The following is a 22,356-nucleotide window of genomic DNA, read 5'->3' on the forward strand; positions in this document are numbered from 1 at the left end:
GTTCGGGAGTGCACGAAGGTGCAAAGGAGTGCGCAACCAACTTGGTATGGACCAATCTGCCTGTCAAGGAGATGGGCGCAATTGGTCCATACCGGTGGGCTGAAGCGCCCCGTCAGGGGCGCGGGGCTGTTTCGACGGGCGGCGCCGCCGCGTGGGCGCGACCAGCCACGGTGGACCCGCAGTCGGCCGACGACCTAGAGCGGCAGCACCTCAGCCGCAGCTTCGGCCCCAACCTGCTCCACCGCTGCAGGCCTGGGCGCAGGCAGCACCACCTCGTCGACCTCCTCCCGCCGTACAGGAAGCGAGGGCAACACAGGCCTCGGCCCCGACACCACCGCGTAGTCCTGCCCCAGGAACGGCGGCTCGATCACCCCGGGGTCCTCGCCCAGCGCCAACTGCAGGGCCGCCCAAGGCGCGTTGACCCCGCAGAGTGACAGCTGGTGCAACCCTCCGGCGGGACGCGTGTTGACATCGAGCAGCACCGGCTCGTCGCCGTACATCCGGAACTGGATGTTGGACAGGTAGTGCAGCCCGAAGCCCTCCGCGATCAGCCGGGCCGGCTCCAGCCACCGCTCGTCGAGGGTGAATCCGCGCCGCCGTCCCTTCTTCGTGCGGCCCACCGCCAGCCGGACCCGGTTGTCGGGCCCGGTGAGGCAGTCCACGGACACCTCCGGCTCCTCCAGGCGCGGCATCACCAGCCAGTCCACCGGCTGGTCGGCCCGTCGCACCGCGTCGAGGACCAGGTCGAGCTGGACGTAGGGCCCGGGGAACCCGTTGAGGTGAAAGAGCGAGAAGGGGGCGCGCGTGATCACCCGGAAGCCCACACCACCCGCACCGGCGGCCGGCTTGAAGCAGGCCTTGTGCCCGTCGGCCTCCAGTTCCTCGACCGCGGCGAGCAGTTCGTCGGCCGTGCGGACCCGCCACCACGGCGGCACCGGGACACCGACCGCGCCGACCGCCTCGTACGCGGTCGCCTTGTCCTCGAAGACGGCGGTCGCCTCCGGCGTCGGCGCCAGCAGGGCCGTACCGATCGCCGCGAAGTCGGCCCGGTGCGCGACGATCGCCGACTGGTGCAGCCGGGGCACGAAGACATCGATGCCACGGCGCTGGCACTGGTCGAGCGCGTACTCGACGTAGCCGGCCGGGGAGAGGCCCTCCGGCTCCAGGTCGGCGGTGTCGGCGGCGGCCAGCACGGGGGAGTCGGCGTCACCGTGCGTCGCATGGATCTCGACCGCCCGGTCGCTGGGATTTCTCCGCAGCTGATCCATGAAGAACACGTTCTCCGCGTACGTGCGGTTGAGCCAGACGCGTACGCGAGAGAGCATGCAGGCCGCCTTTCGGGCTTTTCGGGCAGGACTCGGCGGCCCGTGCCCGGGCAGGGTACTTGGAGGAACACCAAACCGCCCTGGGTGAAGGGAGGTTCCTGGCGGTGGTGTTGGGGGGATCATACGGCTTTCAAGGGGCCCCGCGTGCAACGCGGGTGTTACGGATTCACCGGGACTGTCCACGCGCGTTTTCCTGCACCGTCCACGTCGGTTTCCTTGACTGACGGCCGTCGGCCGGGCACCGCACGGCGACCGCTCTACGGCATGCCGGCGAATGACCGCCGACAGGCCGACAGGGCCCCTTGTTCCGTGGACCCGTCATGTGCTGAGGTGGGCGGTGACGACATGATCGGAAGGGGTACGGGGTGGAGTCCACGGCCGGTGCCGGGCAGTTGCTGGCCATCAGCGACCTGCACATCTCGTACCCGGAGAACCGCGAGCTCGTCGAGAAGATGCGCCCCGGGACGGATGACGACTGGCTGATCGTGGCCGGTGACGTCGCGGAGACCGTCGCCGACATCCGCTGGACGCTGGAGACCCTGGCCGGCCGCTTCAGCAAGGTGCTGTGGGCCCCCGGCAACCACGACCTGTGGACCCACCCCAAGGATCCGGTCACCCTGCGCGGCGTCGCCCGCTACGAGCACCTCGTCGACCTCTGCCGGGAACTCGGCGTGGTCAGCCCCGAGGACCCCTATCCCGTCTGGGAGGGCCCGGGCGGCCCCGTCGTCGTCGCACCGCTTTTCCTCCTTTACGACTACTCCTTCCTGCCGGCCGGCTGCGCCACCAAGGAGGAGGGCCTCGCGTACGCGCACGGCACCGGCATCGTCTGCAACGACGAGTACCTGCTGCACCCTGACCCCTACCCGACCCGCGAGGACTGGTGCCGGGCCCGGGTCGAGGCCACCGAGCGCCGGCTCGCCGAGCTGCCCGGGGAACTGCCGACCGTGCTGGCCGGCCACTACCCGCTGGACCGGCACCCCACGGACGTCCTGTGGTACCCCGAGTTCGCCATGTGGTGCGGCACCACCCTCACCGCCGACTGGCACCGCCGGTTCCGCGTCGACACCATGGTCTACGGGCATCTGCACATCCCCCGGACCACCTGGCACGAGGGCGTCCGCTTCGAAGAGGTCTCCGTGGGATACCCCCGCGAGTGGCGCAAGCGCTCCCGGCCCCCGGGCGAGCTGCGCCGTATTCTGCCGATGGAGGTCGGAACCGGTGATCGAGGAGCTGCTCCCGGACTCGGTGGTGGCCGTGGAGATGCTCGGTGACGAGGCGATCCGCGAAGCCCCCCTCTACCCCGAGGAGGCGGCGCTCGTCGCGCGTGCCGTGCCCAAGCGCCGCCGCGAGTTCTCCGCCGTGCGCGCCTGCGCCCGCCGTGCCATGGAGAAGCTCGGGGTCCCGCCGCAGCCCGTCGTGAGCGGCGAGCGCGGCGCACCGCGCTGGCCGGACGGGCTTGTCGGCAGCATGACCCACTGCGAGGGCTACTGTGCCGCCGCCCTGGTCCGCGCCACCGACCTGGCTTCCCTCGGTATCGACGCCGAACCGCACGCCCCGCTGCCCGAGGGCGTCGGCGAGTCCGTCCTGCTGCCCTCGGAGCGGGAGCGGCTCGGCCTGCTCGCGGCCGAGCGGCCCGACGTGCACTGGGACCGGCTGCTGTTCAGCGCCAAGGAGTCCGTCTACAAGGCGTGGTTCCCCCTCACCGGGAAGTGGCTGGACTTCATGGAGGCCGACATCGAGCTGGTCCCGGAGCCCGGTGAACGGCCGCACGGCACCCTGCACGCCCGCCTCCTCATCCCCGGCCCGCAGCTCGGCGGCCAGCGGCTGCAGGTCTTCGAAGGCCGCTGGAGCGTGGGGCACGGCATGCTGACCTCGGCCGTGGTCGTGCCGCACCCCTGACCCCTCCGGGTGCGCCGTGGGCTCAGGTGGGTGGGCACCAGTCGCGCAGCAGCCGGAAGAACGCCTCCTCGTTGCCGGCGAGTCCCGCGCCGGCCAGCGCCTCCTCGGCTTCGGTGAGCACGGCCGGCGGGACCAGGAAGGGGCGCGCGGCGTCCGGCGGTCCGTCGAAGGCGGCGCGCACGGTGTGCAGCAGCCGCAGATAGGCCTGGACGGCGGTGCGCTCACGGTCGGTCAGTACGGTGGTGGGCATGGCTCGGCTCTCCCCGTCGGTCGTCACGGTCACGCGCCCGGACGGCGCGGCGGCACCGCGTGTGCGGTGCGCACCCACCAGCTTGCCGTCCGCCACTGACAACGCCTGCTCGCTACGCCCCGGTTCGCCCGCTCAGCCGACGCGGCACCGCATCGGGAATCTCTCTGAGGGAACGTCTCTTCGCCCGGCCCGCAGCGGAATCCGGCCGGCAGGGGCGTACGGCCGGGCCGGTGCTCACTTCCCCGGATAGCCCAGCGAGGCCTCGATGCGCCCCGCCACGTCGTGCCGCCGCACCGGACCTCGCAGGGCGGAACCCACCAGCCAGGTCCGGCACTTGCTGGCCAGCAGCAGCCCGAAGGTCTCCGCGTCCTGCTCCTCGGCCTGGTCGGAGCGGGTACGGGCGGCCACCCGCCGGACGGCGGCCTGGATCGCGGCCCGGTCGATGCGCGCGTCGGTGCCCGTGCCTTCGTCGATGAGCCGTGCCGCCACCGCGACCCCCTCGACGTCATGGCCGTGGTGGTCGGCGTGCATGTGCCACAGCTCGTGACCGAGGATCACCAACTGGTGGTCGGGCGCGGTGCGTTCCTCGACCACGACCAGGTCGCGGTCGGCCAGGTCGAGCCACAGCCCGCTGGCCGTGCCGGGCGGGAAGACGGCCGTACGGAACAGCACCGGACGGCCGCGGCGGCGGCCCATCGCGTCGCACAGCGCCCGGTACAGCTCCTGCGGCGCGGCGGGCGCGGGCAGGGTCAGTTCCCCGACCAGCGCACCGCTCAGCCGGCGCATCTCCCTGCCGATGGCCATGTTCTCCTGTTCCCCCTCAGCTCACGACTCGGGCCGCCTGACGCTCTCCAGGAGCATGTCCAGCCATTCCGCGACCTTGTCCCGGTGCTGGTCGGTGGGGAGCTGGGCGGCCCGCCACGCGATCCCGCGCACCCCGTGGTCCTGGAGCAGCCGCTTCAGGGGGTCCGCCGCGGCCTCGGCCGCCGCCCGCTCACGGTCGGCCAGCTTCTGCAGCAGTTCCTGCTCGACACGCTGGAGGGCGCCGGCCAGGGCCTCGGGGTCCGCCGCGGTGAGAAACCCCGCGTGCACCCGGAAGAAGCGCTGAAGGGCGTCGCAGTGCTCCATGGTCGGCCGCCGGTCGCCGTTGAGCAGGGCGCCGGCCTGCTGCCGGGACATGCCCGCGCCGTCGGCGATCTCCTGCTGGGTGTGTTTGCGGCCATTGGGCTTGAGCCGGGTGCGGCGCAGCAGGTCGAGGCGTTGCAGGAAGCGTTCCTGGACGTCGGGCTCGCCCGCGGGCCGGCCGCTGAGCAGGGCCTTGACCACCTGCTCGGGGACACCGCAGGCATAGGAGAGCCGCTCGACGTCGTAGACCTCGGTATACGCGACGCCGAGTCGGTCGGCGAGCGCGGTGACGCGGGAGACGACGGCCGGCAGCTGGGCGGTCGCCGTGGCGCCCGGATCCTCGTAGCCATCCGTCACCGACAGAACTCCTACGTCTCTCAGAGGAATCAGAGGTTTCGCACATGTGGCCGCCGTGGACTTCCCATGGACTTCCCGTGTGTGAACTTCCCGGAGATTAGCGGGTGGTTCGAACTCGCATCCAGGTGTCGCCACAACTGTGGCCAATTTCGGCCGCCAACGGGCATGAAATGCCACGATAGTTGACATGCCTCTGGGTGGGGCAGCAGGATCACATCGCCGCGAGAAGGCCGCATAGGCAAGAGGGGTGACCTCCCGATGGCATATCAGGCAGGTGGGCGGCGGCCGGTGCCGCGGCCCGTCCCCGAGAGTCTTGAGGCCCAGGCATATCTCCAGGACTACGCGTTGCTGCTGGACGCGGTTCCCTTCCCGTCCCTGGTGGTGGACCACCGCTGGGACGTGGTGCTGGCCAACGGCGCGTTCGAGACACTTTTCGGGGGGGTCGCCCCGCATCCCACCGCCATGCCCGGGGACAACTTCCTCCGGTTCGTCCTCTTCCACCCGGACGCCGGCTCGGTGCTCGACGCGCACGAGTCGGGCTGGTGCCTGCCGATGCTGGCCCAGTTCAAGACCACCCTGGAGCGGTACGCCCACGACCACGAACTCCTGTCGATCCGCCGGGAGATCGCCCAGGACCCCATCATGGAGGCCGCCTTCCGCCACGGCCTGCCGCACTGGCTGCGTGCGGTCGGCGAGGAGGGCGCCCGGCTCGACGGTGCCGTCCGGCCGGTGCTGCACCCGGACCCGCTGCTGGGCGCCACCGAGTGCCGGGTGGTCGGCGAGACCCCCAGGACACTTCACGACATGGGCTACGCGCGTTACACCCTGGTGCTGCGCGTCGCCCCCCGCCCCGCCGCCGCCCCGCGCCGCTCCCGCCGGCCCGGCGGTCTGGGCGCCCACCTGACCGTGGTCCCCGCCCCCGACGCCTGACCCGGCACCGTCGGCGTTCAGGTCGCCGACGGCGCCGGGCCGGACGCCCGCGCCGACGCTGCCCGGGACGAACGCATCGGCTTCTGCCCGAGACGTCCGCGTCGGCTTCTGCCGCGGGCGTCTCCATCGCTCCGCCCCGGACATCGCCGCCGTCACCTGCCTCGGACACTCACCCGCCTACCCGCCCCGGGCACCCTCACCGTCACCGGCCCGGACGCGGGTTCCGTGTCATGCCGCGGCCACCGCCAGGACGAGCGGCACGCCCCGGCAGGGCACCAGCCGCAGCGCGCCGAACGCGCCCGGTCGCCCGCTCTCCAGTACGGCCGCGAAGTCCGGCCCCTTGGTCAGCGAGCCGGCCAGATGCGCCGGGTCCGACGACGCCGCCACCCGGCCGCGGGCGTTGACCAGCCGGGCGGGGCCGGGCAGCGCGCGCAGCAGGGGCAGCGCGGCCGCCTCGAAGTGCCGTAGGTACACGTCGGCGGCGGCCACGCCCAGGAAGTGGCCCGCCCGTTCCACCGGCGCGGACAGGGTGAGGCTGTACTCGTCCGAGCAGAGGTAGTCGACGTACGGGCCGGCCACCGCCCGCCGCCCGGTGTCCCGGGGCAGTGTGAACCAGTCCCAGTGCGTGTAGTCGGAGTAGGCCGACGTGCGCGGGTCGAGGTCGAGGAGCAGCGGCCGTACGTCCCCGTGGGCGTCGGTCTGCCACCACTCCAGCCAGGCCGGGACGTCGGCCAGCAGTCCGGGCGCGGCGACGAAACCGACACCGGAGACCAACTCCTGCCGGGCCAGGCGCAGATGGAGCCCGGGGCGCAGCGCGGCCAGGTCCGCGGTCACCGGCCTGCGGCCCTCGGCGGCCACCCTGGCCAGCAGCGCGGTGGTGTCGGCGCGGGTCTGCGCGACGGCGTCGAACACCGCCTCCAGGGCGCGGCCGACCCGCTCGGCCACATACTCCTCGCCGGTGTCCAGCGTCCTGGTCACGGGAGTGGAGGGGACGGTGCCGCGGCTCATGCTGCCCTCCGGCGGACGGGGGAGCGGGCGCGGCGCGGCTACAGGGCAAGCCGCAGGGCGATGAGCCGTGCCGTCGAGTCCCGCACGCACCGCTCGGCCAGCTCCCTGGCCGATGCGTCCGCCCCATCCTGCACGGCCGAGATTACGGACCGGTGACGGTCCGCCACCTCTTCACGATATTCGTCGTCGCCGAGCACAAGGCACAGCAGCGCCCCGGTCTCCGTCTGGAGGGCGACCTGTTCCCGGGTGAGCCGGGCCGACTGGGCGGCGGCGGCCAGCTCCACATGGAAGCGGCCGTAGAGCCGGCACCGCGCCGACGCGCCCCGGGCCCTGCGCAACTCGTCGGTGGTCCGGCGGAGTTGGTCCAGGTCGTGGTCCTCGGTGCGCTGTGCGGCGAGCTGGGCGGCGGTGCCCGACAGGGCCGCCCAGTGGTCGCCGAGGTCGCGCAGTTCCTCGGGGCTCCAGCCGCGCAGCCGCTCCATGAGCCGCTCCCGGCCGGGCGTGTCCGGCAGCGACACGAAACTGCCGCCGCCGCGGCCCCGGCGGGTGACGACCAGGCCCTGCTGGCGCAGTGCCATCAGCGCCTCCCGCAGGGTCACCGTGGACACCCCGAGCTGTCCGGCCAGCTCCGTCTCGCCGGGCAGCTGCTCCCCGTCGGCGAGCAGGCCGAGCTCGATGGCGTCGCCGATCCGGCGTACGACGGCGTTCACCCGGGCCCCGCTGTCCACCGGGGCGAAGACGGCCTTTCGGGCGCCGCCGTCCGTCTGCTGCTGTTTCACGGCCCACCACCCTGTGCGTTGACCCAAGCTTTACCTCAGAAGGGTCTTGAGCTTTGAACTATGACTTCATATCTTTCCGATCATCAAGTCCAACGCCAGAGAGCGCCAGAAAGGTTCCCGCCCATGGAGGCCAGCGCGATCCGGTTGCGGGATCTGCGGAAGTCGTTCGGCGACACCAGCGCCGTGGCAGGAGTCGACCTGGAGATCCGCGACGGCGAGTTCTTCTCGATGCTCGGCCCCTCCGGCTCCGGCAAGACCACCGTCCTGCGTCTGATCGCCGGCTTCGAGACCCCCACCTCGGGCGTGGTCGAACTCGCGGGGCAGGACGTCACCCGCCGGGCGCCCTTCGAACGGGACGTGCACACCGTCTTCCAGGACTACGCCCTGTTCCCGCACATGAACGTCGAGCAGAACGTCGCCTACTCCCTCAAGGTCCGCAAGGTCCCCCGGGCCGAACGCCTGGTCCGCGCCCGCAAGGCCCTCGCCGAGGTCCGGCTCGACGGCTTCGGCGCCCGCCGCACCGCCCAGCTCTCCGGCGGCCAGCGCCAGCGCGTCGCCCTCGCCCGCGCCCTCGTCGGGCGACCCCGCGTCCTGCTGCTCGACGAGCCCCTCGGCGCCCTCGACCTCAAGCTGCGCGAGCAGATGCAGCTCGAACTAAAGGCCCTGCAACGGGAGGTGGGCATCACCTTCGTCTTCGTCACCCACGACCAGGAGGAGGCCCTGACGATGAGTGACCGCGTCGCCGTCTTCCACCAGGGCCGTATCGAACAGGTCGGCACCCCTGCCGAGATCTACGAACGCCCCGCCACCGCCTTCGTCGCCTCCTTCGTCGGCACCTCCAACCTGCTCATCGGGGACACCGCCCGGCGCGTGCTCGGCGAGAGCGGCACGCACAGCATCCGGCCCGAGAAGATCCGGGTCCTCAAGGAGACCGCGGCCCCGGGCGAACCCGGCCACGCCGACGCCGTCGGCACCGTCGCCGAGGTGGTCTACCTCGGCGACGCCACCCGCTTCCTGGTCGACCTGGACGGCGGCGGCCGGCTCACCGCGCTCCAGCAGAACCTCGACACCTCCGCCGAAGACGTCGCCGCCTACCGCGGCACCCGCGTCCGGCTGCGCTGGCAGCGCCGGCACACCGTCCACGTCCCCGGCTGATCCGCCGTCCCTCACGTCTGGAGTACGTCGTGCGCCTCACCCGTCCCCTCACCGCGGCCGCCGCCGTAGCCCTGCTGCTGGCCGCCACCGCCTGCGGCTCCTCCGGCTCCGGCTCCTCCACCGGCCTCAACCCGCCCGACCTCAAGCCCCTGGCCAAGCTCGGCAAGAGCGAGGGCGCGGTCAACCTGATCGCCTGGGCCGGCTATGTCGAGGACGGCTCCGACGACCCCAAGGTGGACTGGGTCACCGACTTCGAGAAGCAGACCGGCTGCCAGGTCCACTCCAAGGTCGCCGCCAGCTCCGACGAGATGGTCAAACTGATGAAGACCGGCGAGTACGACGCCGTCTCCGCATCCGGCGACGCCTCCCTGCGCCTGATCGCCTCCGGCGACGCGGCCCCGGTGAACACCAAGCTCGTACCGAACTACAAGGACGTCTTCAGCGGCCTGAAGAACGGCGCCTGGAACTCGGTCAAGGGTCAGATGTACGGCATCCCGCACGGCCGTGGCGCCAACCTGCTGATGTACAACACCCAGAAGGTGACCCCCGCGCCCACCTCCTGGTCGGCCGTCTTCGACGACGCGGCGAAGTACAAGGGGCATGTCACCGCCTACGACTCGCCGATCTACATCGCCGACGCGGCCCTGTACCTCAAGGCCACCAGGCCCGAGCTGAAGATCAAGGACCCGTACGCGCTGGACCAGAAGCAGTTCGACGCGGCCGTCGCCCTGCTGAAGAAGCAGAACGCGGACATCGGCGAGTACTGGAGCGACTACCTCAAGGAGATCTCCGCCTTCAAGAGCGGCGACTCCGTGATCGGCACCAGCTGGCAGGTCATCGCCAACCTGGCCGCCGACGAGGGCGCCAAGATCAAGGCCTTCGTGCCCAAGGAGGGGTCCACCGGCTGGTCCGACACCTGGATGGTCTCCGCCAAGGCCAAGCACCCCAATTGCGCCTACAAGTGGCTCGACTGGATCGTCTCCCCGAAGGTCAACGCCGAGGTCGCCGAGTACTTCGGCGAGGCCCCGGCCAACGCCAAGGCCTGTGCGCTGACCAGCGACAAGAACTTCTGCACGACCTATCACGCGGCCGACGAGAGCTACTGGAAGAACATCGCCTTCTGGAACACGCCCATCGAGCAGTGCCTCGACGGCCGTACCGACGTCAAGTGCGTGCCGTACGCGAAGTGGGTGCAGGCCTGGACCGAGATCAAGGGCTGAGCCATGACCGTGCTCACCCGGACCGCGGGGGCGCTGCACCGGCGCCCCCGGCTCCGCCTCGCCCTGCTGCTGACCGCACCGCTGCTGTGGCTGGCCGTGCTCTACCTCGGTTCCCTGGCCGTGCTGTTCGTCTCCGCGTTCTGGACGACGGACTCCTTCACCTCCGAGGTGGTGAAGGTCTGGTCGACCGACAACTTCCACGAGCTGTTCACGACCCCGGTGTTCCGGCAGGTGATCTGGCGCAGCGTCGGCGTCGCCCTCGCGGTGACCGCCCTGTGCGCGGTGATCGCCTTCCCGGTCGCCTTCTACACCGCCCGGGTGGCCAGGCCGAGCCGGCGCCCGCTCCTGGTGGTCGCCATCCTCACCCCGCTGTGGGCGAGTTACCTGGTCAAGGTGTACGCCTGGCGGCTGATCCTGTCCGAGGGCGGGCTCGCCGACTGGCTGCTGAAACCCCTCGGGCTGAGCGGGCCCGGCTTCGGCCTGCCGGCCACCGTGCTCACCCTGACCTATCTGTGGCTGCCGTACATGATCCTGCCGATCCACACCGCCCTGGAGCAGCTGCCCGACAACCTGCTGGACGCGTCCGCGGACCTCGGCGCCCGCGCCGGGCGGACCTTCCGTTCCGTGGTCCTCCCGATGGTGCTGCCGTCGGCCGCCGCCGGATCGGTGTTCACCTTCTCGCTCAGCCTCGGCGACTACATCGCCGTGCAGATCGTCGGCGGCAAGACCCAGCTCATCGGCAACCTCGTCTACGCCAACATCGAACTCAGCCTGCCCATGGCCGCAGCCCTGGCCACCGTCCCGGTCGTCGTCATCGTGCTGTACCTGCTCGCGATGCGCCGCACGGGCGCGCTGAGCAGCCTGTAGAGGAGGCCGCCGTGCAACTCTCCCGTTCCGCGCGGATCGCGGTGCGCCTCGCCGCCGGGTTCGGCTTCGCGGTGATCTACGTGCCGTTGCTGCTGGTCCTCGTCAACTCCCTGAACCCCGACCGGAGCGCGAGCTGGCCGCCGCCCGGCCTGACCACCCGCTGGTGGTCGGCCGCCTGGCGCAGCTCCGGTGCCCGGGACGCCCTGTGGACCTCGGTGAAGGCGGGGCTCGGGGCCACCGCGATCGCGCTGGTGCTCGGCACGCTGATCGCCTTCGCGGTCGCCCGTCACCGCTTCTTCGGCCGGGACGCCCTCTCGTTCGTGGTCGTCCTGCCGATCGCCCTGCCCGGTATCGTCACCGGCATCGCCCTCAACTCGGCCTTCAGCACGGTCCTTCAGCCGCTCGGCGTCGGACTCGGCCTGTTCACCGTGGTCGTCGGACACGCCACCTTCTGTGTCGTGATCGTCTTCAACAACGTCGTCGCCCGGCTGCGCCGCACCTCCGGCACCTACGAGGAGGCGGCGGCCGACCTGGGAGCCGACACCTTCCGTGCCTTCGCCGACATCACCTTCCCGCTGGTGCGCTCGGCGCTGCTCGCGGGCGCACTGCTCGCCTTCGCGCTCTCCTTCGACGAGATCGTGGTCACCACCTTCACCGCGGGACCGGGCGTCCAGACCCTGCCGCTGTGGATCTACGACAACATGACCCGCCCCCAGCAGGCACCGGTGGTGAACGTGGTGGCGGCCGTGCTCGTGCTGCTGTCAGTGGTCCCGATCTACGTCGCCCAGCGGCTGTCGGCGGACACGGCGACGGGCAGCCGCGTCTGACCCCGGCTCCTCCGGCTTACGCAAACAGCTTGCGTAACTTGCGCTAGTCTTGCGACCATGACGCGACGACTTGCGGAAGTGGCCAAGAAGGTCGGGGTCAGCGAGGCCACGGTCAGCCGGGTACTCAACGGCAAGCCCGGGGTCTCCGAGGTCACCCGGCAGGCGGTGCTCTCGGCCCTCGACGTCCTCGGCTACGAGCGCCCCACCCAACTGCGCGGCGAACGCGCCCGGCTCGTCGGTCTGGTCCTGCCCGAGCTGCAGAACCCCATCTTCCCGGCGTTCGCCGAGGTCATCGGCGGCGCGCTCGCCCAGCTCGGGCTCACCCCGGTGCTGTGCACCCAGACCAAGGGCGGCGTCTCCGAGGCGGACTACGTGGAGCTGCTGCTGCAACAGCAGGTCTCCGGGGTGGTCTTCGCCGGCGGCCTCTACGCTCAGGCAGACGCGCCGCACGACCACTACCGGCTGCTCGCCGATCGCAACATCCCGGTGGTGCTGGTCAACGCGGCCATCGAGCACCTCGGCTTCCCGGGCGTGTCCTGCGACGACGCGGTGGCGGTGGAGCAGGCCTGGCGGCACCTCGCCTCCCTCGGCCATGAGCGCATCGGGCTCGTCCTCGGTCCCGGCGACCATGTCCCGTCCGCCCGGAAACTCGCCGCGGCGCGGGCGATCGGCGACGTGCCCGACGACTTCGTGGCCCGCGCCATCTTCTCCATCGAGGGCGGCCACGCCGCCGCGTCCCGGCTGATCGACCGGGGCGTCACCGGCATCATCTGTGCCAGCGACCCCCTCGCGCTCGGCGCCATCCGCGCCGCCCGCCGCAAGGGGTACGAGGTCCCCTCCCGTATCTCCGTCGTCGGCTACGACGACTCGGCCTTCATGAACTGCACCGAACCCCCGCTGACCACCGTCCGCCAGCCCATCGAGGCCATGGGCCGCGCGGCCGTCGAGCTGCTGAACGTGCAGATCGGCGGCACCGCCGTACCGCCGGAGGAGCTGCTGTTCGAGCCGGAGCTGGTGGTCCGAGGCTCGACAGCGCAAGCGCCCAAGGTCTGAGTGTCAGCAGATCCAATCTGCTGTCGAATAATTACAGATTCTGCGCGACATCTTGCGGTCGCCTGTCACCGGTGCTTGAGTGTGCGGCGCCCACCGGTCCCGGTGCGGCGCCCACTGCTCCTGTTCTGGGGGGTCCACCGATGTCCAGCACCGGGTTCCGCCGTGCTCTCGTCGCGATAGGTGTCTGTTCGTCCCTAGCGCTCTCGGCCTCGGCCTGCGGGTCGAGTGACGACGGCGCGGGAAGCGGCAAGACGCGTATCACCGTCAACTGCGAGCCGCCGAAGAGCGCCAAGGTCGACCGCACGTTCTTCGATCAGGACATCGCCGATTTCGAGAAGAAGAACCCGGACATCGACGTCGTCGCGCACGACGCGTTCCCCTGCCAGGACCCGAAGACCTTCGACGCCAAGCTGGCCGGCGGCCAGATGGAGGACGTCTTCTACACGTACTTCACCGACGCCAAGCACGTCGTGAACATCAACCAGGCGGCCGACCTCACGCCGTACCTCAAGGACCTGAAGAGCTACGACACCATCCAGAAGCAGCTGCGGGACATCTACACCGTGGACGGGAAGGTCTACGGCATCCCACGGACCGGATACAGCATGGGGCTGATCTACAACCGCGCGCTCTTCCAGAAGGCCGGTCTCGACCCCGACAAGCCGCCGACGACCTGGGAAGAGGTCCGCGCCGACGCCAAGAAGATCGCCGCTCTCGGCAACGGGACCGTCGGATACGCCGACTACAGCGCCCAGAACCAGGGCGGCTGGCACTTCACCGCCGAGCTGTACTCCCAGGGCGGGGACGTCGTCTCCGCCGACGGCAAGACGGCGACCGTCGACACCCCGCAGGGCCACGCCGTCCTGCAGAACCTGCACGACATGCGCTGGACCGACAACTCGATGGGCAGCAAGCAGCTGCTGATCATCAACGACGTCCAGCAGATGATGGGTTCGGGCAAGCTCGGCATGTACCTCTCCGCCCCGGACAACATCCCGATCCTGGTCAAGGAGAAGGGCGGCAACTACAAGGACCTCGCCCTCGGCCCGATGCCCGGCGGCCAGGGCACCCTCATCGGCGGCGACGGCTACATGTTCAACAAGAAGGACACCCCGGCGCAGATCCGGGCCGGCCTCAAGTGGCTCGACTCCATGTTCCTCACCCCGGGCGACGGCTTCCTCGGCGACTACGCCCGCGCCAAGAAGAACAACGCACCCGTGGGCCTGCCCGAGCCGCGCCTGTTCACCGGTGCCGCCGACGCCAAGGACCAGCAGGTCAAGAAGGCCAACGCCAACGTCCCGGTGGAGAACTACCAGGCGTTCCTGGAGGGCAACCAGTCCCTCCAGATGAAGATCGAGCCGCCCAACGCCCAGCAGATCTACTCCGTCCTCGACGGCACCGTCTCCGCCGTCCTCACCAAGAAGGACGCCGACATCGACCAGCTCCTCAAGGACGCCAACGAGAAGATCGACGGCATCCTGGCCCGGAGCTGACCGCGATGACCAAGACGGCCGAGCGCCGACCTGCCCCGGCGGCGGTCGGCGCCCGACAGGCCCCGGCGCCGTCCCCGGCAGGGGATCGGAGGCGGCGCCGGTTCCTCGACCAGGCCCGTGCCTATGGCTTTCTGCTCGGCGGACTGATCTGCTTCGCCCTGTTCTCCTGGTATCCGGCGATCCGCGCGGTCGTGATCGCCTTCCAGAAGTACACGCCCGGCTCGCCCCCCGAATGGGTCGGCACCGCCAACTTCACCCGGGTCCTGCACGACCCCGAGTTCTCGGCGGCCTGGCGCAACACCCTCACCTTCACGCTGCTGGCGCTGCTGATCGGCTTCGCGATCCCGTTCGTCCTCGCCCTGGTCCTCAACGAACTACGGCACGCGAAGGCTTTCTTCCGCGTCGTGGTCTACCTCCCGGTGATGATCCCGCCGGTGGTCAGCGCCCTGCTGTGGAAGTGGTTCTACGACCCCGGTGCCGGCCTCGCCAACGAGACGCTGCGCTTCCTGCACCTGCCCACCTCGAACTGGTCGAACGGCGCCGACACCGCGCTCGTCTCCCTGGTGATCGTGGCCACGTGGGCCAACATGGGCGGCACCGTCCTGATCTACCTGGCCGCCCTCCAGTCCATCCCCGGCGAGCTCTACGAGGCCGCCGAACTCGACGGCGCCAACCTCCTCCAGCGCATCCGGCATGTGACGATCCCTCAGACCAGGTTCGTCATCCTGATGCTGATGCTCCTTCAGATCATCGCGACCATGCAGGTCTTCACCGAACCGTTCGTCATCACGGGGGGCGGCCCGGAGAACGCAACGGTCACCGTGCTCTACCTCATCTACAAGTACGCCTTCCTCTACAACGACTTCGGCGGCGCCTGCGCCCTCAGCGTCATGCTCCTGGTGCTGCTCGGTGTCTTCTCCGCCGTCTATCTGCGGCTGACCCGCTCCGGGGAGGACGGATGAGCAGCGCCACCCGAACCCTGATCTCACCGGCGACCCTGGCCCGCCCGCGCGGGAGGGCGGTCTACTGGACCGTCTTCACCGGTGTCGTCCTGCTCTTCGCGCTCGCCTTCCTGTTCCCCGTGTACTGGATGGTGACCGGCGCGATGAAGTCCCCGGACGAGGTCGCCCAGACCCCGCCCACGCTCATCCCCAAGCACCTGCACCTGACCGGGTACACAGACGCCTGGGACCTGATGCAGCTGCCGCAGCACCTGTGGAACACGGTGGTGCAGGCGGCCGGCGCCTGGGCCTTCCAGCTGGTGTTCTGCACGGCCGCCGCCTACGCCCTGTCGAAACTGAAGCCGGCCTTCGGCAAGGTGGTCCTCGGCGGGATCCTGGCCACTCTGATGGTCCCGGCCCAGGCCCTGGTCGTACCCAAGTACCTGACCGTCGCCGACCTGCCGTTCATCCACACCAGCCTGCTCAACGACCCGCTCGGCATCTGGCTCCCGGCTGTCGCCAACGCCTTCAACCTCTACCTCCTCAAGCGGTTCTTCGACCAGCTGCCGCGTGACGTGCTGGAGGCCGCCGAGATCGACGGCGCCGGAAAGCTGCGCATCCTGTGGTCGGTGGTGCTGCCCATGTCCCGCCCGGTGCTCGGGGTGGTGTCGATCTTCGCCCTGGTCGCGGTGTGGCAGGACTTCCTGTGGCCGCTGATGGTCTTCTCCGACACCGACAAGCAGCCCATCAGCGTGGCCCTGGTCCAGCTGTCGCAGAACATCCAGCTCACCGTGCTCATCGCCGCGATGGTGATCGCCAGCATCCCGATGGTCGCGCTGTTCCTCGTCTTCCAGCGGCACATCATCGCCGGGATCAGCGCGGGCAGCACCAAGGGCTGACGCCCTTCCTCCGACAGAAAGGCACGCACAGTGGGACAGCCCAGCCATGCCCCGAAGGACCTCGACTGGTGGCGTTCCGCCGTCATCTACCAGGTGTACGTCCGCAGCTTCGCGGACGGCGACGGCGACGGCACCGGCGACCTCGCGGGCGTCCGCGCCAAGCTGCCGTACCTCGCCGGACTGGGCGTGGACGCCATCTGGTTCAACCCCTGGTACCTGTCACCGCTGAAGGACGGCGGCTACGACGTCGCCGACTACCGGGCCATCGACCCGGCCTTCGGCACCCTCGCCGAGGCCGAGAAACTCATCGCCGAGGCGGGGGAGCTGGGCATGCGGACGATCGTCGACATCGTCCCCAACCATGTCTCGGACCAACACCCCTGGTTCCAGGCGGCGTTGGCGGCAGGTCCCGGCAGTCCCGAGCGCGAGCTGTTCCACTTCCGCCCGGGGCGTGGCGCGAACGGCGAACTCCCGCCCAACGACTGGCCGTCGCAGTTCGTCGGCTCCACCGAACCGGTGTGGACCCGGCTGTCCGACGGCGACTGGTACCTGCACCTGTTCACCCCCGAACAACCCGACCTCAACTGGGCCCATCCGGCCGTCCGCCAGGAGCACGAGGACATCCTGCGGTTCTGGTTCGAGAGGGGCGTCGCCGGCGTGCGCATCGACTCCGCCGCCCTGCTCGCCAAGGACCCGCACCTGCCCGACCTGGCCACGAGCCCGCAGCCGCACCCCTTCGTCGACCTCGACGACCTGCATGACATCTACCGCTCGTGGCGGGCGGTCGCCGACGACTACGACGGTGTCTTCGTCGGCGAGGTCTGGCTCCCCGACGCCGAACGCTTCGCCCGCTACCTGCGTCCCGACGAACTCCACACCGCCTTCAACTTCTCCTTCCTGTCCTGCCCCTGGGACGCGGACCGGCTGCGGACGTCGATCGACACCACCCTCGCCGAGCACGCCCCGGTAGGCGCGCCTGCCACCTGGGTGCTGTGCAACCACGACGTGACCCGCACGGTCACCCGCTACGGCCGCGAGGACACCGCCTTCGACTTCGCGACCAAGGCCTTCGGCACCCCGACGGACCTGGAGCTGGGCACCCGCCGGGCCCGCGCCGCCGCGCTGCTGTCCCTGGCGCTGCCCGGTGCGGTGTACGTGTACCAGGGGGAGGAGCTGGGGCTGCCGGAGGCCGAGATCCCGGCGGACCGCATACAGGATCCGATGTACTTCCGGTCCGGCGGCACCGATCCCGGCCGGGACGGCTGCCGGGTGCCGATGCCCTGGGTCGCCGCCATGCCGTACGCGGGATTCGGTTCGCGCGAGGAGCCGTGGCTGCCGCAGCCGGCCGGCTGGTCCTCGTACGCGGCCGACCGCCAGCAGGATGACGTGGACTCCATGCTCAGCCTCTACCGCCGGGCCATCGCCGCCCGCCCCGTCTTCGGTACCGGCCCGCTGACCTGGCTGCCCGCCCCCGAGGGAGTCCTCGCCTTCACCCGCGCCGAGGGCGTGACCTGCGTGGTCAACCTCGTCCCCACCCCCGCGGAACTCCCCTTTCACACCCAACTCCTGCTCGCCAGCGGCCCGTTGGACGACGAAGGCCGACTGCCGCAGGACACGGCGGCCTGGCTGACGACCTGAGCCGCAGGCACCGCTCGCGCTATCCCCGTCACCCCCACACCGAAGGGATCAGCACATGCAGAGCACCACAGCCAGATGTGCCAGAAGCATGCCGGCCGTGGCGGCCGCTGTCGCGCTCGCCGCCGGCATGCTCGTCGCCATCGCGCCCGCCGCCCACGCGGCCGTGGGCGCGAGCCTGCCCTTCACCTCGGTCGAGGCGGAGGCGGCGACCACCACCGGCACCAGGATCGGCCCGGACTACACCCAGGGCACCCTCGCCTCCGAGGCCTCCGGCCGCCAGGCCGTGCGCCTCACCTCGGGACAGCGGGTCGAGTTCACCGCACCCCAGGCGTCCAACGCCGTGAACGTCTCCTACAACGTCCCCGACGGCCAGTCAGGCACGCTCAACGTGTACGTCAACGGGGTCAAGCTGGCGAAGACGCTGACCGTCACCTCGAAGTACTCCTACGTCGACACCGGCTGGATCGCCGGCGCCAAACAGCACCACTTCTTCGACAACGCCCGGCTGCTGCTCGGCCAGAACGTCCAGGCCGGTGACAAGGTCGCCTTCGAGTCCACCGGCACCCAGGTCACCGTCGACGTGGCAGACTTCCAGCAGGTGGCCGGGGCCGCCGCACAGCCCGCCGGGTCGGTCTCCGTCACCTCCAAGGGGGCGGACCCCAGTGGCAGCGGCGACTCCACCCAGGCTTTCCGGGACGCCATCGCCGCCGCACAGGGCGGGACGGTGTGGATCCCGCCGGGCGACTACCGGCTGACGTCCTCCCTGAGCGGAGTACAGAACGTCACCCTCCAGGGTGCCGGCAACTGGTACTCGGTCGTGCACACCTCACGGTTCATCGACCAGTCCAGTTCCTCCGGGAACGTCCACATCAAGGACTTCGCGGTGATCGGCGAGGTCACCGAACGCGTCGACTCCAACCCGGACAACTTCGTCAACGGGTCACTGGGACCGAACAGTTCGGTGTCCGGGATGTGGATCCAGCACCTCAAGTGCGGTTTCTGGCTGACGGGCAACAATGACAACCTGGTCGTCGAGAACAACCGCATCCTCGACACCACCGCCGACGGACTCAACCTCAACGGCACCGCCCACGGTGTGATCGTCCGCAACAACTTCCTGCGCAACCAGGGCGACGACTCCCTCGCCATGTGGTCGCTGTACTCGCCGGACAGCAACTCCAGCTTCGAGAACAACACCATCTCGCAGCCGAACCTGGCCAACGGCATCGCGATCTACGGCGGTACCGACATCGCCGTCCGGAACAACCTGATCTCCGACACCAACGCGCTGGGCAGCGGTATCGCCATCTCCAACCAGAAGTTCGCGGATCCCTTCTCCCCGCTCGCCGGCACCATCACGGTCGACGGCAACACGCTCGTCCGTGCGGGCGCGATCAACCCCAACTGGAACCATCCGATGGGCGCGCTGCGCGTCGACTCCTACGACAGCGCCATCAACGCCACCGTCAACATCACCAACACCACGATCGCCGACAGCCCGTACAGCGCCTTCGAGTTCGTCTCCGGCGGCGGCCAGGGGTACGCGGTCAGGAACGTCAACGTCACCGGCGCGACCGTGCGGAACACCGGGACGGTCGTGGTCCAGGCCGAGGCGCAGGGCGCCGCGACCTTCCGTAATGTCACCGCCACCGGCGTCGGCGCCGCCGGTATCTACAACTGCCCCTACCCGGCGAGCTCCGGCTCCTTCGCGCTCACCGACGGCGGCGGCAACTCCGGCTGGTCCAGCACCTGGTCGGACTGCTCCACCTGGCCGCAGCCCGGGCAGAGCAACCCGGCCCCGGACCCGGGCCGGAACCTCGCCAAGGGCCGCCCGGCGACCGCCACCGGCTCGCAGGACGTCTACACCCCCGGCAGGGCGGTCGACGGCGACGCCAACAGCTACTGGGAGTCCACCAACAACGCCTTCCCGCAGTCGCTGACCGTCGACCTCGGCTCCTCCTACGCGGCCCGCCGACTGGTGCTGAAGCTGCCCCCGTCCTCGGCCTGGGGCGCGCGCACCCAGACCGTCACCGTGCTGGGCAGCACCGACGGCTCGAACTACTCGACCGTGGTGGGTTCCACCGGCTACCGCTTCGACCCGGCCACCGGCAACACCGTCACCGTCGCCCTGCCCGGCAGCACCAACCTGCGCTATCTGCGGCTGACCGTCACCGCCAACAACGGCTGGCCGGCCGCGCAGTTCAGTGAGGTGGAGGCGTATCTGACGTCGTGACCTCCGCCGCTGGGGGAGTCCCGCGTTTCGCCGCCTGGATCTGCTCGTACACATGGGTGCGCAGTTCGGCGAAGCGTGGGGCGACCCGGGTGTGCAACTGGTCGCGCTGGTCGGGCAGATCGACCTTCAGCTGTTCCTGGACGACGGTCGGCGAGGCGGACAGGACGATCACCCGCTGGCCCAGGTAGACCGCCTCGTCGATGTCGTGGGTGACGAACAGGATCGTGATCCCGCGCTCCCGCCACAGCCCCCGGACCAGATCCTCCAGATCGGCCCGGGTCTGCGCGTCGACGGCGGCGAACGGCTCGTCCATGAGCAGGACCTGCGGTTCGTAGGCGAGGGCCCGCGCGATCGCGACCCGCTGCTGCATACCGCCCGAGAGCTGCCACGGATAGGCGCCGGCGGCGTCCGCCAGGCCGACCGAGCGCAGCGCGTCCAAAACCAGTCCCTTCCGCCGCTCGCGCGTCAACCGCTTGTGCCTCAGCGGGAGTTCGACGTTCTCGGCCACCCGCATCCAGGGGAACAGGCTGCGGCCGTACTCCTGGAAGACGAACGCCGTCCCGGGCGGTGGCCCGGTCACCTTCCGTCCCTCCAGGAGGACCTCGCCGCCGGTCGGGGTGAGCAGACCGCCCATGCACCTGAGCAGGGTGGTCTTGCCGCAGCCCGACGGGCCGACGAGACAGACGAGTTCGCCCGCCTCCACGGTGAAGGTGAGGTCCCGCACCGCCTCGATGCGGCGACCGGAACCGTCGTAGACCTTCTTCAGGCCGCGTACGTCGAGCATGGACCGCCCCTTCACGATGCTCACTCAGGACCGCCGGGTTGTCGCGCGCAGTCCGTGGTACCAGCCGAGCACCCGTCGCTCGACCACCTGGAAGACCGCCGACAGCGCGAAGCCGAGCAATCCAAGCAGCAGGATCCCGGTCCACATGTCGGGGATCGCGAAGCCGCGCTGGAACTGCACGATGGTGAAGCCGAGCCCGTTGCTGGCCGCGAACATCTCGCTGATGACCATCAGGATGATCCCGACCGACAGCGCCTGCCGCAGGCCCGCGAAGATCTGCGGACTCGCCGAACGCAGTACCAGCGTACGCAGCCGGGTCACGCCCGTGATGCCGTAGGAACGGGCCGTCTCGGTCATCACCGGGTCCACCGCCCGTACGCCCTCGACGGTGTTGAGCAGGATCGGCCAGACGCAGCCGCTGGCGATCACCACTGTCTTCATGCCGTCGCCGATGCCCGCGAACAGCATGATGACCGGGACCAGGACGGGCGGCGGCACCGCCCGCAGGAATTCCAGGACCGGTTCGCAGACCGCCCGCACCCGCCGGTAGGAGCCGATGACGGTGCCCAGGCCGACGCCCACGACGGCGGCCGTGGCGTATCCGGCGAGCAGCCGCAGCACACTGCGCAGCAGGTCGTCGCGGAGCCGCTGTCCCGTCCAGACGTCCGGGAAGGTCTTCAGGATCGTCCGCAGCGTCGGCCAGTAGACGTTCGTACTGCCGTCGGAGGCCACCCACCACAGCGCGATCAGCACCACGGGCAGGGCCAGCAGGTACATGGTTCTGAGCAGCAGCCGCCTCACACCGCCACCTCCCCGCGCACCGACTGGTGCCAGGCCAGCGCCCGCCGTTCCACCGACCGGGCGCCCACGTTGATGAGCAGGCCCAGCAGTCCGGTGACCACGATCAGGGCGTACATGTCCGGCACCGCCTGCGACGACTGCGCGACCGCGATCTGCTGGCCCAACCCCGGTGCTCCGATGACCAGTTCGGCGGTGATGGTGAGGATCAGGGCGACCGCGGCGGCCAGCCGGACACCGGTCATCACATACGGCAGCGCGGTCGGCCACAGCACATGGCGGACCCGGGCCCAGGTGCCGAGTCCGTACGAGCGTGCCGTCTCCTCGGCGACCGGGTCGACGTCCTGGACGCCGTACATCACCTGGATCAGGACCTGCCAGAAGGAGGCGTAGACGACGAGCAGCAGGACCGAGCGGAGTTCGGTGCCGTAGAGCAGGATGGCGAGGGGGATCAGGGCGACCGACGGGATCGGGCGGAGGAACTCGACCGTGGAGGCGGTGGCCTCGCGCAGATGCGGGACGACCGAGAGGACGATCCCCGCCACGCTGCCTGCGCCGACCGCGATGGCCAGGCCCACCGCCCAGCCGGTGAGGGTGTCGCCGAGCGCCGACCAGAAGGCCCCGTCGGCGAGTTCGGTGCCCAGCGCGCGGGCGATCCGGCTGGTCGGAGGGAAGTAGTCCTCCTTGACCAGACCGAGCCGCGGCACCGCCTCGCCGAGGGCGAGGAAGACCGCGAGCCCGGCCGCACCGAGTGCGGTGTTCAGCCCCTTCACCT

At 70.3% G+C, this 22,356-nt stretch carries 22 protein-coding genes; 13 read left to right on the forward strand and 9 right to left on the reverse strand.

The window, feature by feature from the left end; translation table 11 throughout:
- Positions 1-194: 194 nt before the first annotated feature.
- A complete protein-coding gene (locus tag ACZ7OO_RS23160) occupies positions 195-1,325 on the reverse strand; it encodes an ATP-grasp domain-containing protein (protein ID WP_471507145.1) in 1,131 nt (376 codons plus the stop codon).
- A 365-nt stretch (positions 1,326-1,690) separates the two neighbouring features.
- Between ACZ7OO_RS23160 and ACZ7OO_RS23165 the strand changes: the two genes are divergently transcribed.
- Both ACZ7OO_RS23165 and ACZ7OO_RS23170 read left to right on the forward strand, forming a co-directional pair.
- Positions 1,691-2,596: a metallophosphoesterase family protein gene (locus ACZ7OO_RS23165; RefSeq protein WP_471507147.1), complete on the forward strand. Its 906-nt coding sequence runs from the start codon at positions 1,691-1,693 to the stop codon at positions 2,594-2,596.
- Positions 2,544-3,224: a 4'-phosphopantetheinyl transferase family protein gene (locus tag ACZ7OO_RS23170; protein WP_471507148.1), complete on the forward strand. Its 681-nt coding sequence runs from the start codon at positions 2,544-2,546 to the stop codon at positions 3,222-3,224. The genes ACZ7OO_RS23165 and ACZ7OO_RS23170 overlap by 53 nt, the downstream gene beginning before the upstream one ends.
- 22 nt (positions 3,225-3,246) lie before the next feature.
- On the opposite strand, the gene ACZ7OO_RS23175 is transcribed toward ACZ7OO_RS23170, so the two are convergent.
- The 3 genes from ACZ7OO_RS23175 to ACZ7OO_RS23185 all read right to left on the reverse strand — a co-directional run bounded on the left by ACZ7OO_RS23175 (position 3,247) and on the right by ACZ7OO_RS23185 (position 4,956).
- Positions 3,247-3,474, reverse strand: coding sequence for a hypothetical protein (locus ACZ7OO_RS23175; RefSeq protein ID WP_471507150.1), 228 nt, complete (start codon positions 3,472-3,474; stop codon positions 3,247-3,249).
- A gap of 234 nt (positions 3,475-3,708) precedes the next feature.
- Positions 3,709-4,260, reverse strand: coding sequence for a toxin-antitoxin system, toxin component (locus ACZ7OO_RS23180; protein ID WP_471507403.1), 552 nt, complete (start codon positions 4,258-4,260; stop codon positions 3,709-3,711).
- Positions 4,261-4,299: 39 nt separating this feature from the next.
- Entirely contained in the window at positions 4,300-4,956 is a 657-nt protein-coding gene (locus tag ACZ7OO_RS23185) for a helix-turn-helix domain-containing protein (protein WP_471507152.1), read from the reverse strand.
- Positions 4,957-5,214: 258 nt separating this feature from the next.
- Between ACZ7OO_RS23185 and ACZ7OO_RS23190 the strand changes: the two genes are divergently transcribed.
- Positions 5,215-5,886, forward strand: coding sequence for an MmyB family transcriptional regulator (locus ACZ7OO_RS23190; protein WP_471507154.1), 672 nt, complete (start codon positions 5,215-5,217; stop codon positions 5,884-5,886).
- Between the two features lie 228 nt (positions 5,887-6,114).
- On the opposite strand, the gene ACZ7OO_RS23195 is transcribed toward ACZ7OO_RS23190, so the two are convergent.
- Positions 6,115-6,894, reverse strand: a complete 780-nt coding sequence (locus ACZ7OO_RS23195; RefSeq protein WP_471507156.1) for a cache domain-containing protein — start codon at positions 6,892-6,894, stop codon at positions 6,115-6,117.
- A 38-nt stretch (positions 6,895-6,932) separates the two neighbouring features.
- Positions 6,933-7,673, reverse strand: coding sequence for a FadR/GntR family transcriptional regulator (locus tag ACZ7OO_RS23200; protein WP_471507158.1), 741 nt, complete (start codon positions 7,671-7,673; stop codon positions 6,933-6,935).
- Between the two features lie 123 nt (positions 7,674-7,796).
- Between ACZ7OO_RS23200 and ACZ7OO_RS23205 the strand changes: the two genes are divergently transcribed.
- The 10 genes from ACZ7OO_RS23205 to ACZ7OO_RS23250 all read left to right on the forward strand — a co-directional run bounded on the left by ACZ7OO_RS23205 (position 7,797) and on the right by ACZ7OO_RS23250 (position 19,999).
- Positions 7,797-8,828, forward strand: a complete 1,032-nt coding sequence (locus ACZ7OO_RS23205) for an ABC transporter ATP-binding protein (protein ID WP_471507160.1) — start codon at positions 7,797-7,799, stop codon at positions 8,826-8,828.
- Between the two features lie 29 nt (positions 8,829-8,857).
- The gene (locus ACZ7OO_RS23210) at positions 8,858-10,048 is read left to right on the forward strand and encodes an ABC transporter substrate-binding protein (RefSeq protein WP_471507162.1); all 1,191 of its coding nucleotides are present in this window, start codon (positions 8,858-8,860) and stop codon (positions 10,046-10,048) included.
- 3 nt (positions 10,049-10,051) lie between these two features.
- Positions 10,052-10,915, forward strand: coding sequence for an ABC transporter permease (locus ACZ7OO_RS23215; RefSeq protein WP_471507164.1), 864 nt, complete (start codon positions 10,052-10,054; stop codon positions 10,913-10,915).
- A gap of 11 nt (positions 10,916-10,926) precedes the next feature.
- Positions 10,927-11,742 (forward strand): ABC transporter permease, encoded by an 816-nt coding sequence (locus tag ACZ7OO_RS23220; RefSeq protein WP_471507166.1) that lies wholly within the window; start codon positions 10,927-10,929, stop codon positions 11,740-11,742.
- 57 nt (positions 11,743-11,799) lie between these two features.
- Positions 11,800-12,795, forward strand: coding sequence for a LacI family DNA-binding transcriptional regulator (locus ACZ7OO_RS23225; RefSeq protein ID WP_471507168.1), 996 nt, complete (start codon positions 11,800-11,802; stop codon positions 12,793-12,795).
- A 140-nt stretch (positions 12,796-12,935) separates the two neighbouring features.
- Complete coding sequence (locus ACZ7OO_RS23230) at positions 12,936-14,288, forward strand: ABC transporter substrate-binding protein (protein ID WP_471507170.1); 1,353 nt, start codon at positions 12,936-12,938, stop codon at positions 14,286-14,288.
- 5 nt (positions 14,289-14,293) lie between these two features.
- Positions 14,294-15,250 (forward strand): carbohydrate ABC transporter permease, encoded by a 957-nt coding sequence (locus tag ACZ7OO_RS23235; protein ID WP_471507172.1) that lies wholly within the window; start codon positions 14,294-14,296, stop codon positions 15,248-15,250.
- A complete protein-coding gene (locus tag ACZ7OO_RS23240) occupies positions 15,247-16,128 on the forward strand; it encodes a carbohydrate ABC transporter permease (RefSeq protein WP_471507174.1) in 882 nt (293 codons plus the stop codon). The genes ACZ7OO_RS23235 and ACZ7OO_RS23240 overlap by 4 nt, the downstream gene beginning before the upstream one ends.
- 30 nt (positions 16,129-16,158) lie before the next feature.
- The gene (locus tag ACZ7OO_RS23245; RefSeq protein ID WP_471507176.1) at positions 16,159-17,766 is read left to right on the forward strand and encodes a glycoside hydrolase family 13 protein; all 1,608 of its coding nucleotides are present in this window, start codon (positions 16,159-16,161) and stop codon (positions 17,764-17,766) included.
- A 55-nt stretch (positions 17,767-17,821) separates the two neighbouring features.
- The gene (locus tag ACZ7OO_RS23250) at positions 17,822-19,999 is read left to right on the forward strand and encodes a discoidin domain-containing protein (protein ID WP_471507178.1); all 2,178 of its coding nucleotides are present in this window, start codon (positions 17,822-17,824) and stop codon (positions 19,997-19,999) included.
- On the opposite strand, the gene ACZ7OO_RS23255 is transcribed toward ACZ7OO_RS23250, so the two are convergent.
- From ACZ7OO_RS23255 to ACZ7OO_RS23265, 3 genes are read right to left on the reverse strand one after another with little or no spacing between them, the layout of a single operon-like run.
- Positions 19,968-20,783, reverse strand: coding sequence for an ABC transporter ATP-binding protein (locus ACZ7OO_RS23255; RefSeq protein WP_471507180.1), 816 nt, complete (start codon positions 20,781-20,783; stop codon positions 19,968-19,970). The genes ACZ7OO_RS23250 and ACZ7OO_RS23255 overlap by 32 nt on opposite strands.
- Positions 20,784-20,807: 24 nt before the next feature.
- A complete protein-coding gene (locus ACZ7OO_RS23260; protein ID WP_471507182.1) occupies positions 20,808-21,584 on the reverse strand; it encodes an ABC transporter permease in 777 nt (258 codons plus the stop codon).
- Positions 21,581-22,354 carry an ABC transporter permease gene (locus ACZ7OO_RS23265; protein ID WP_471507405.1) on the reverse strand — a complete coding sequence of 258 codons (774 nt, stop codon included), beginning with the start codon at positions 22,352-22,354 and terminating at the stop codon, positions 21,581-21,583. The genes ACZ7OO_RS23260 and ACZ7OO_RS23265 overlap by 4 nt, the downstream gene beginning before the upstream one ends.
- Between the last annotated feature and the right edge of the window lie 2 nt (positions 22,355-22,356).

The organism is Streptomyces sp. NPDC111744 (assembly GCF_055634995.1).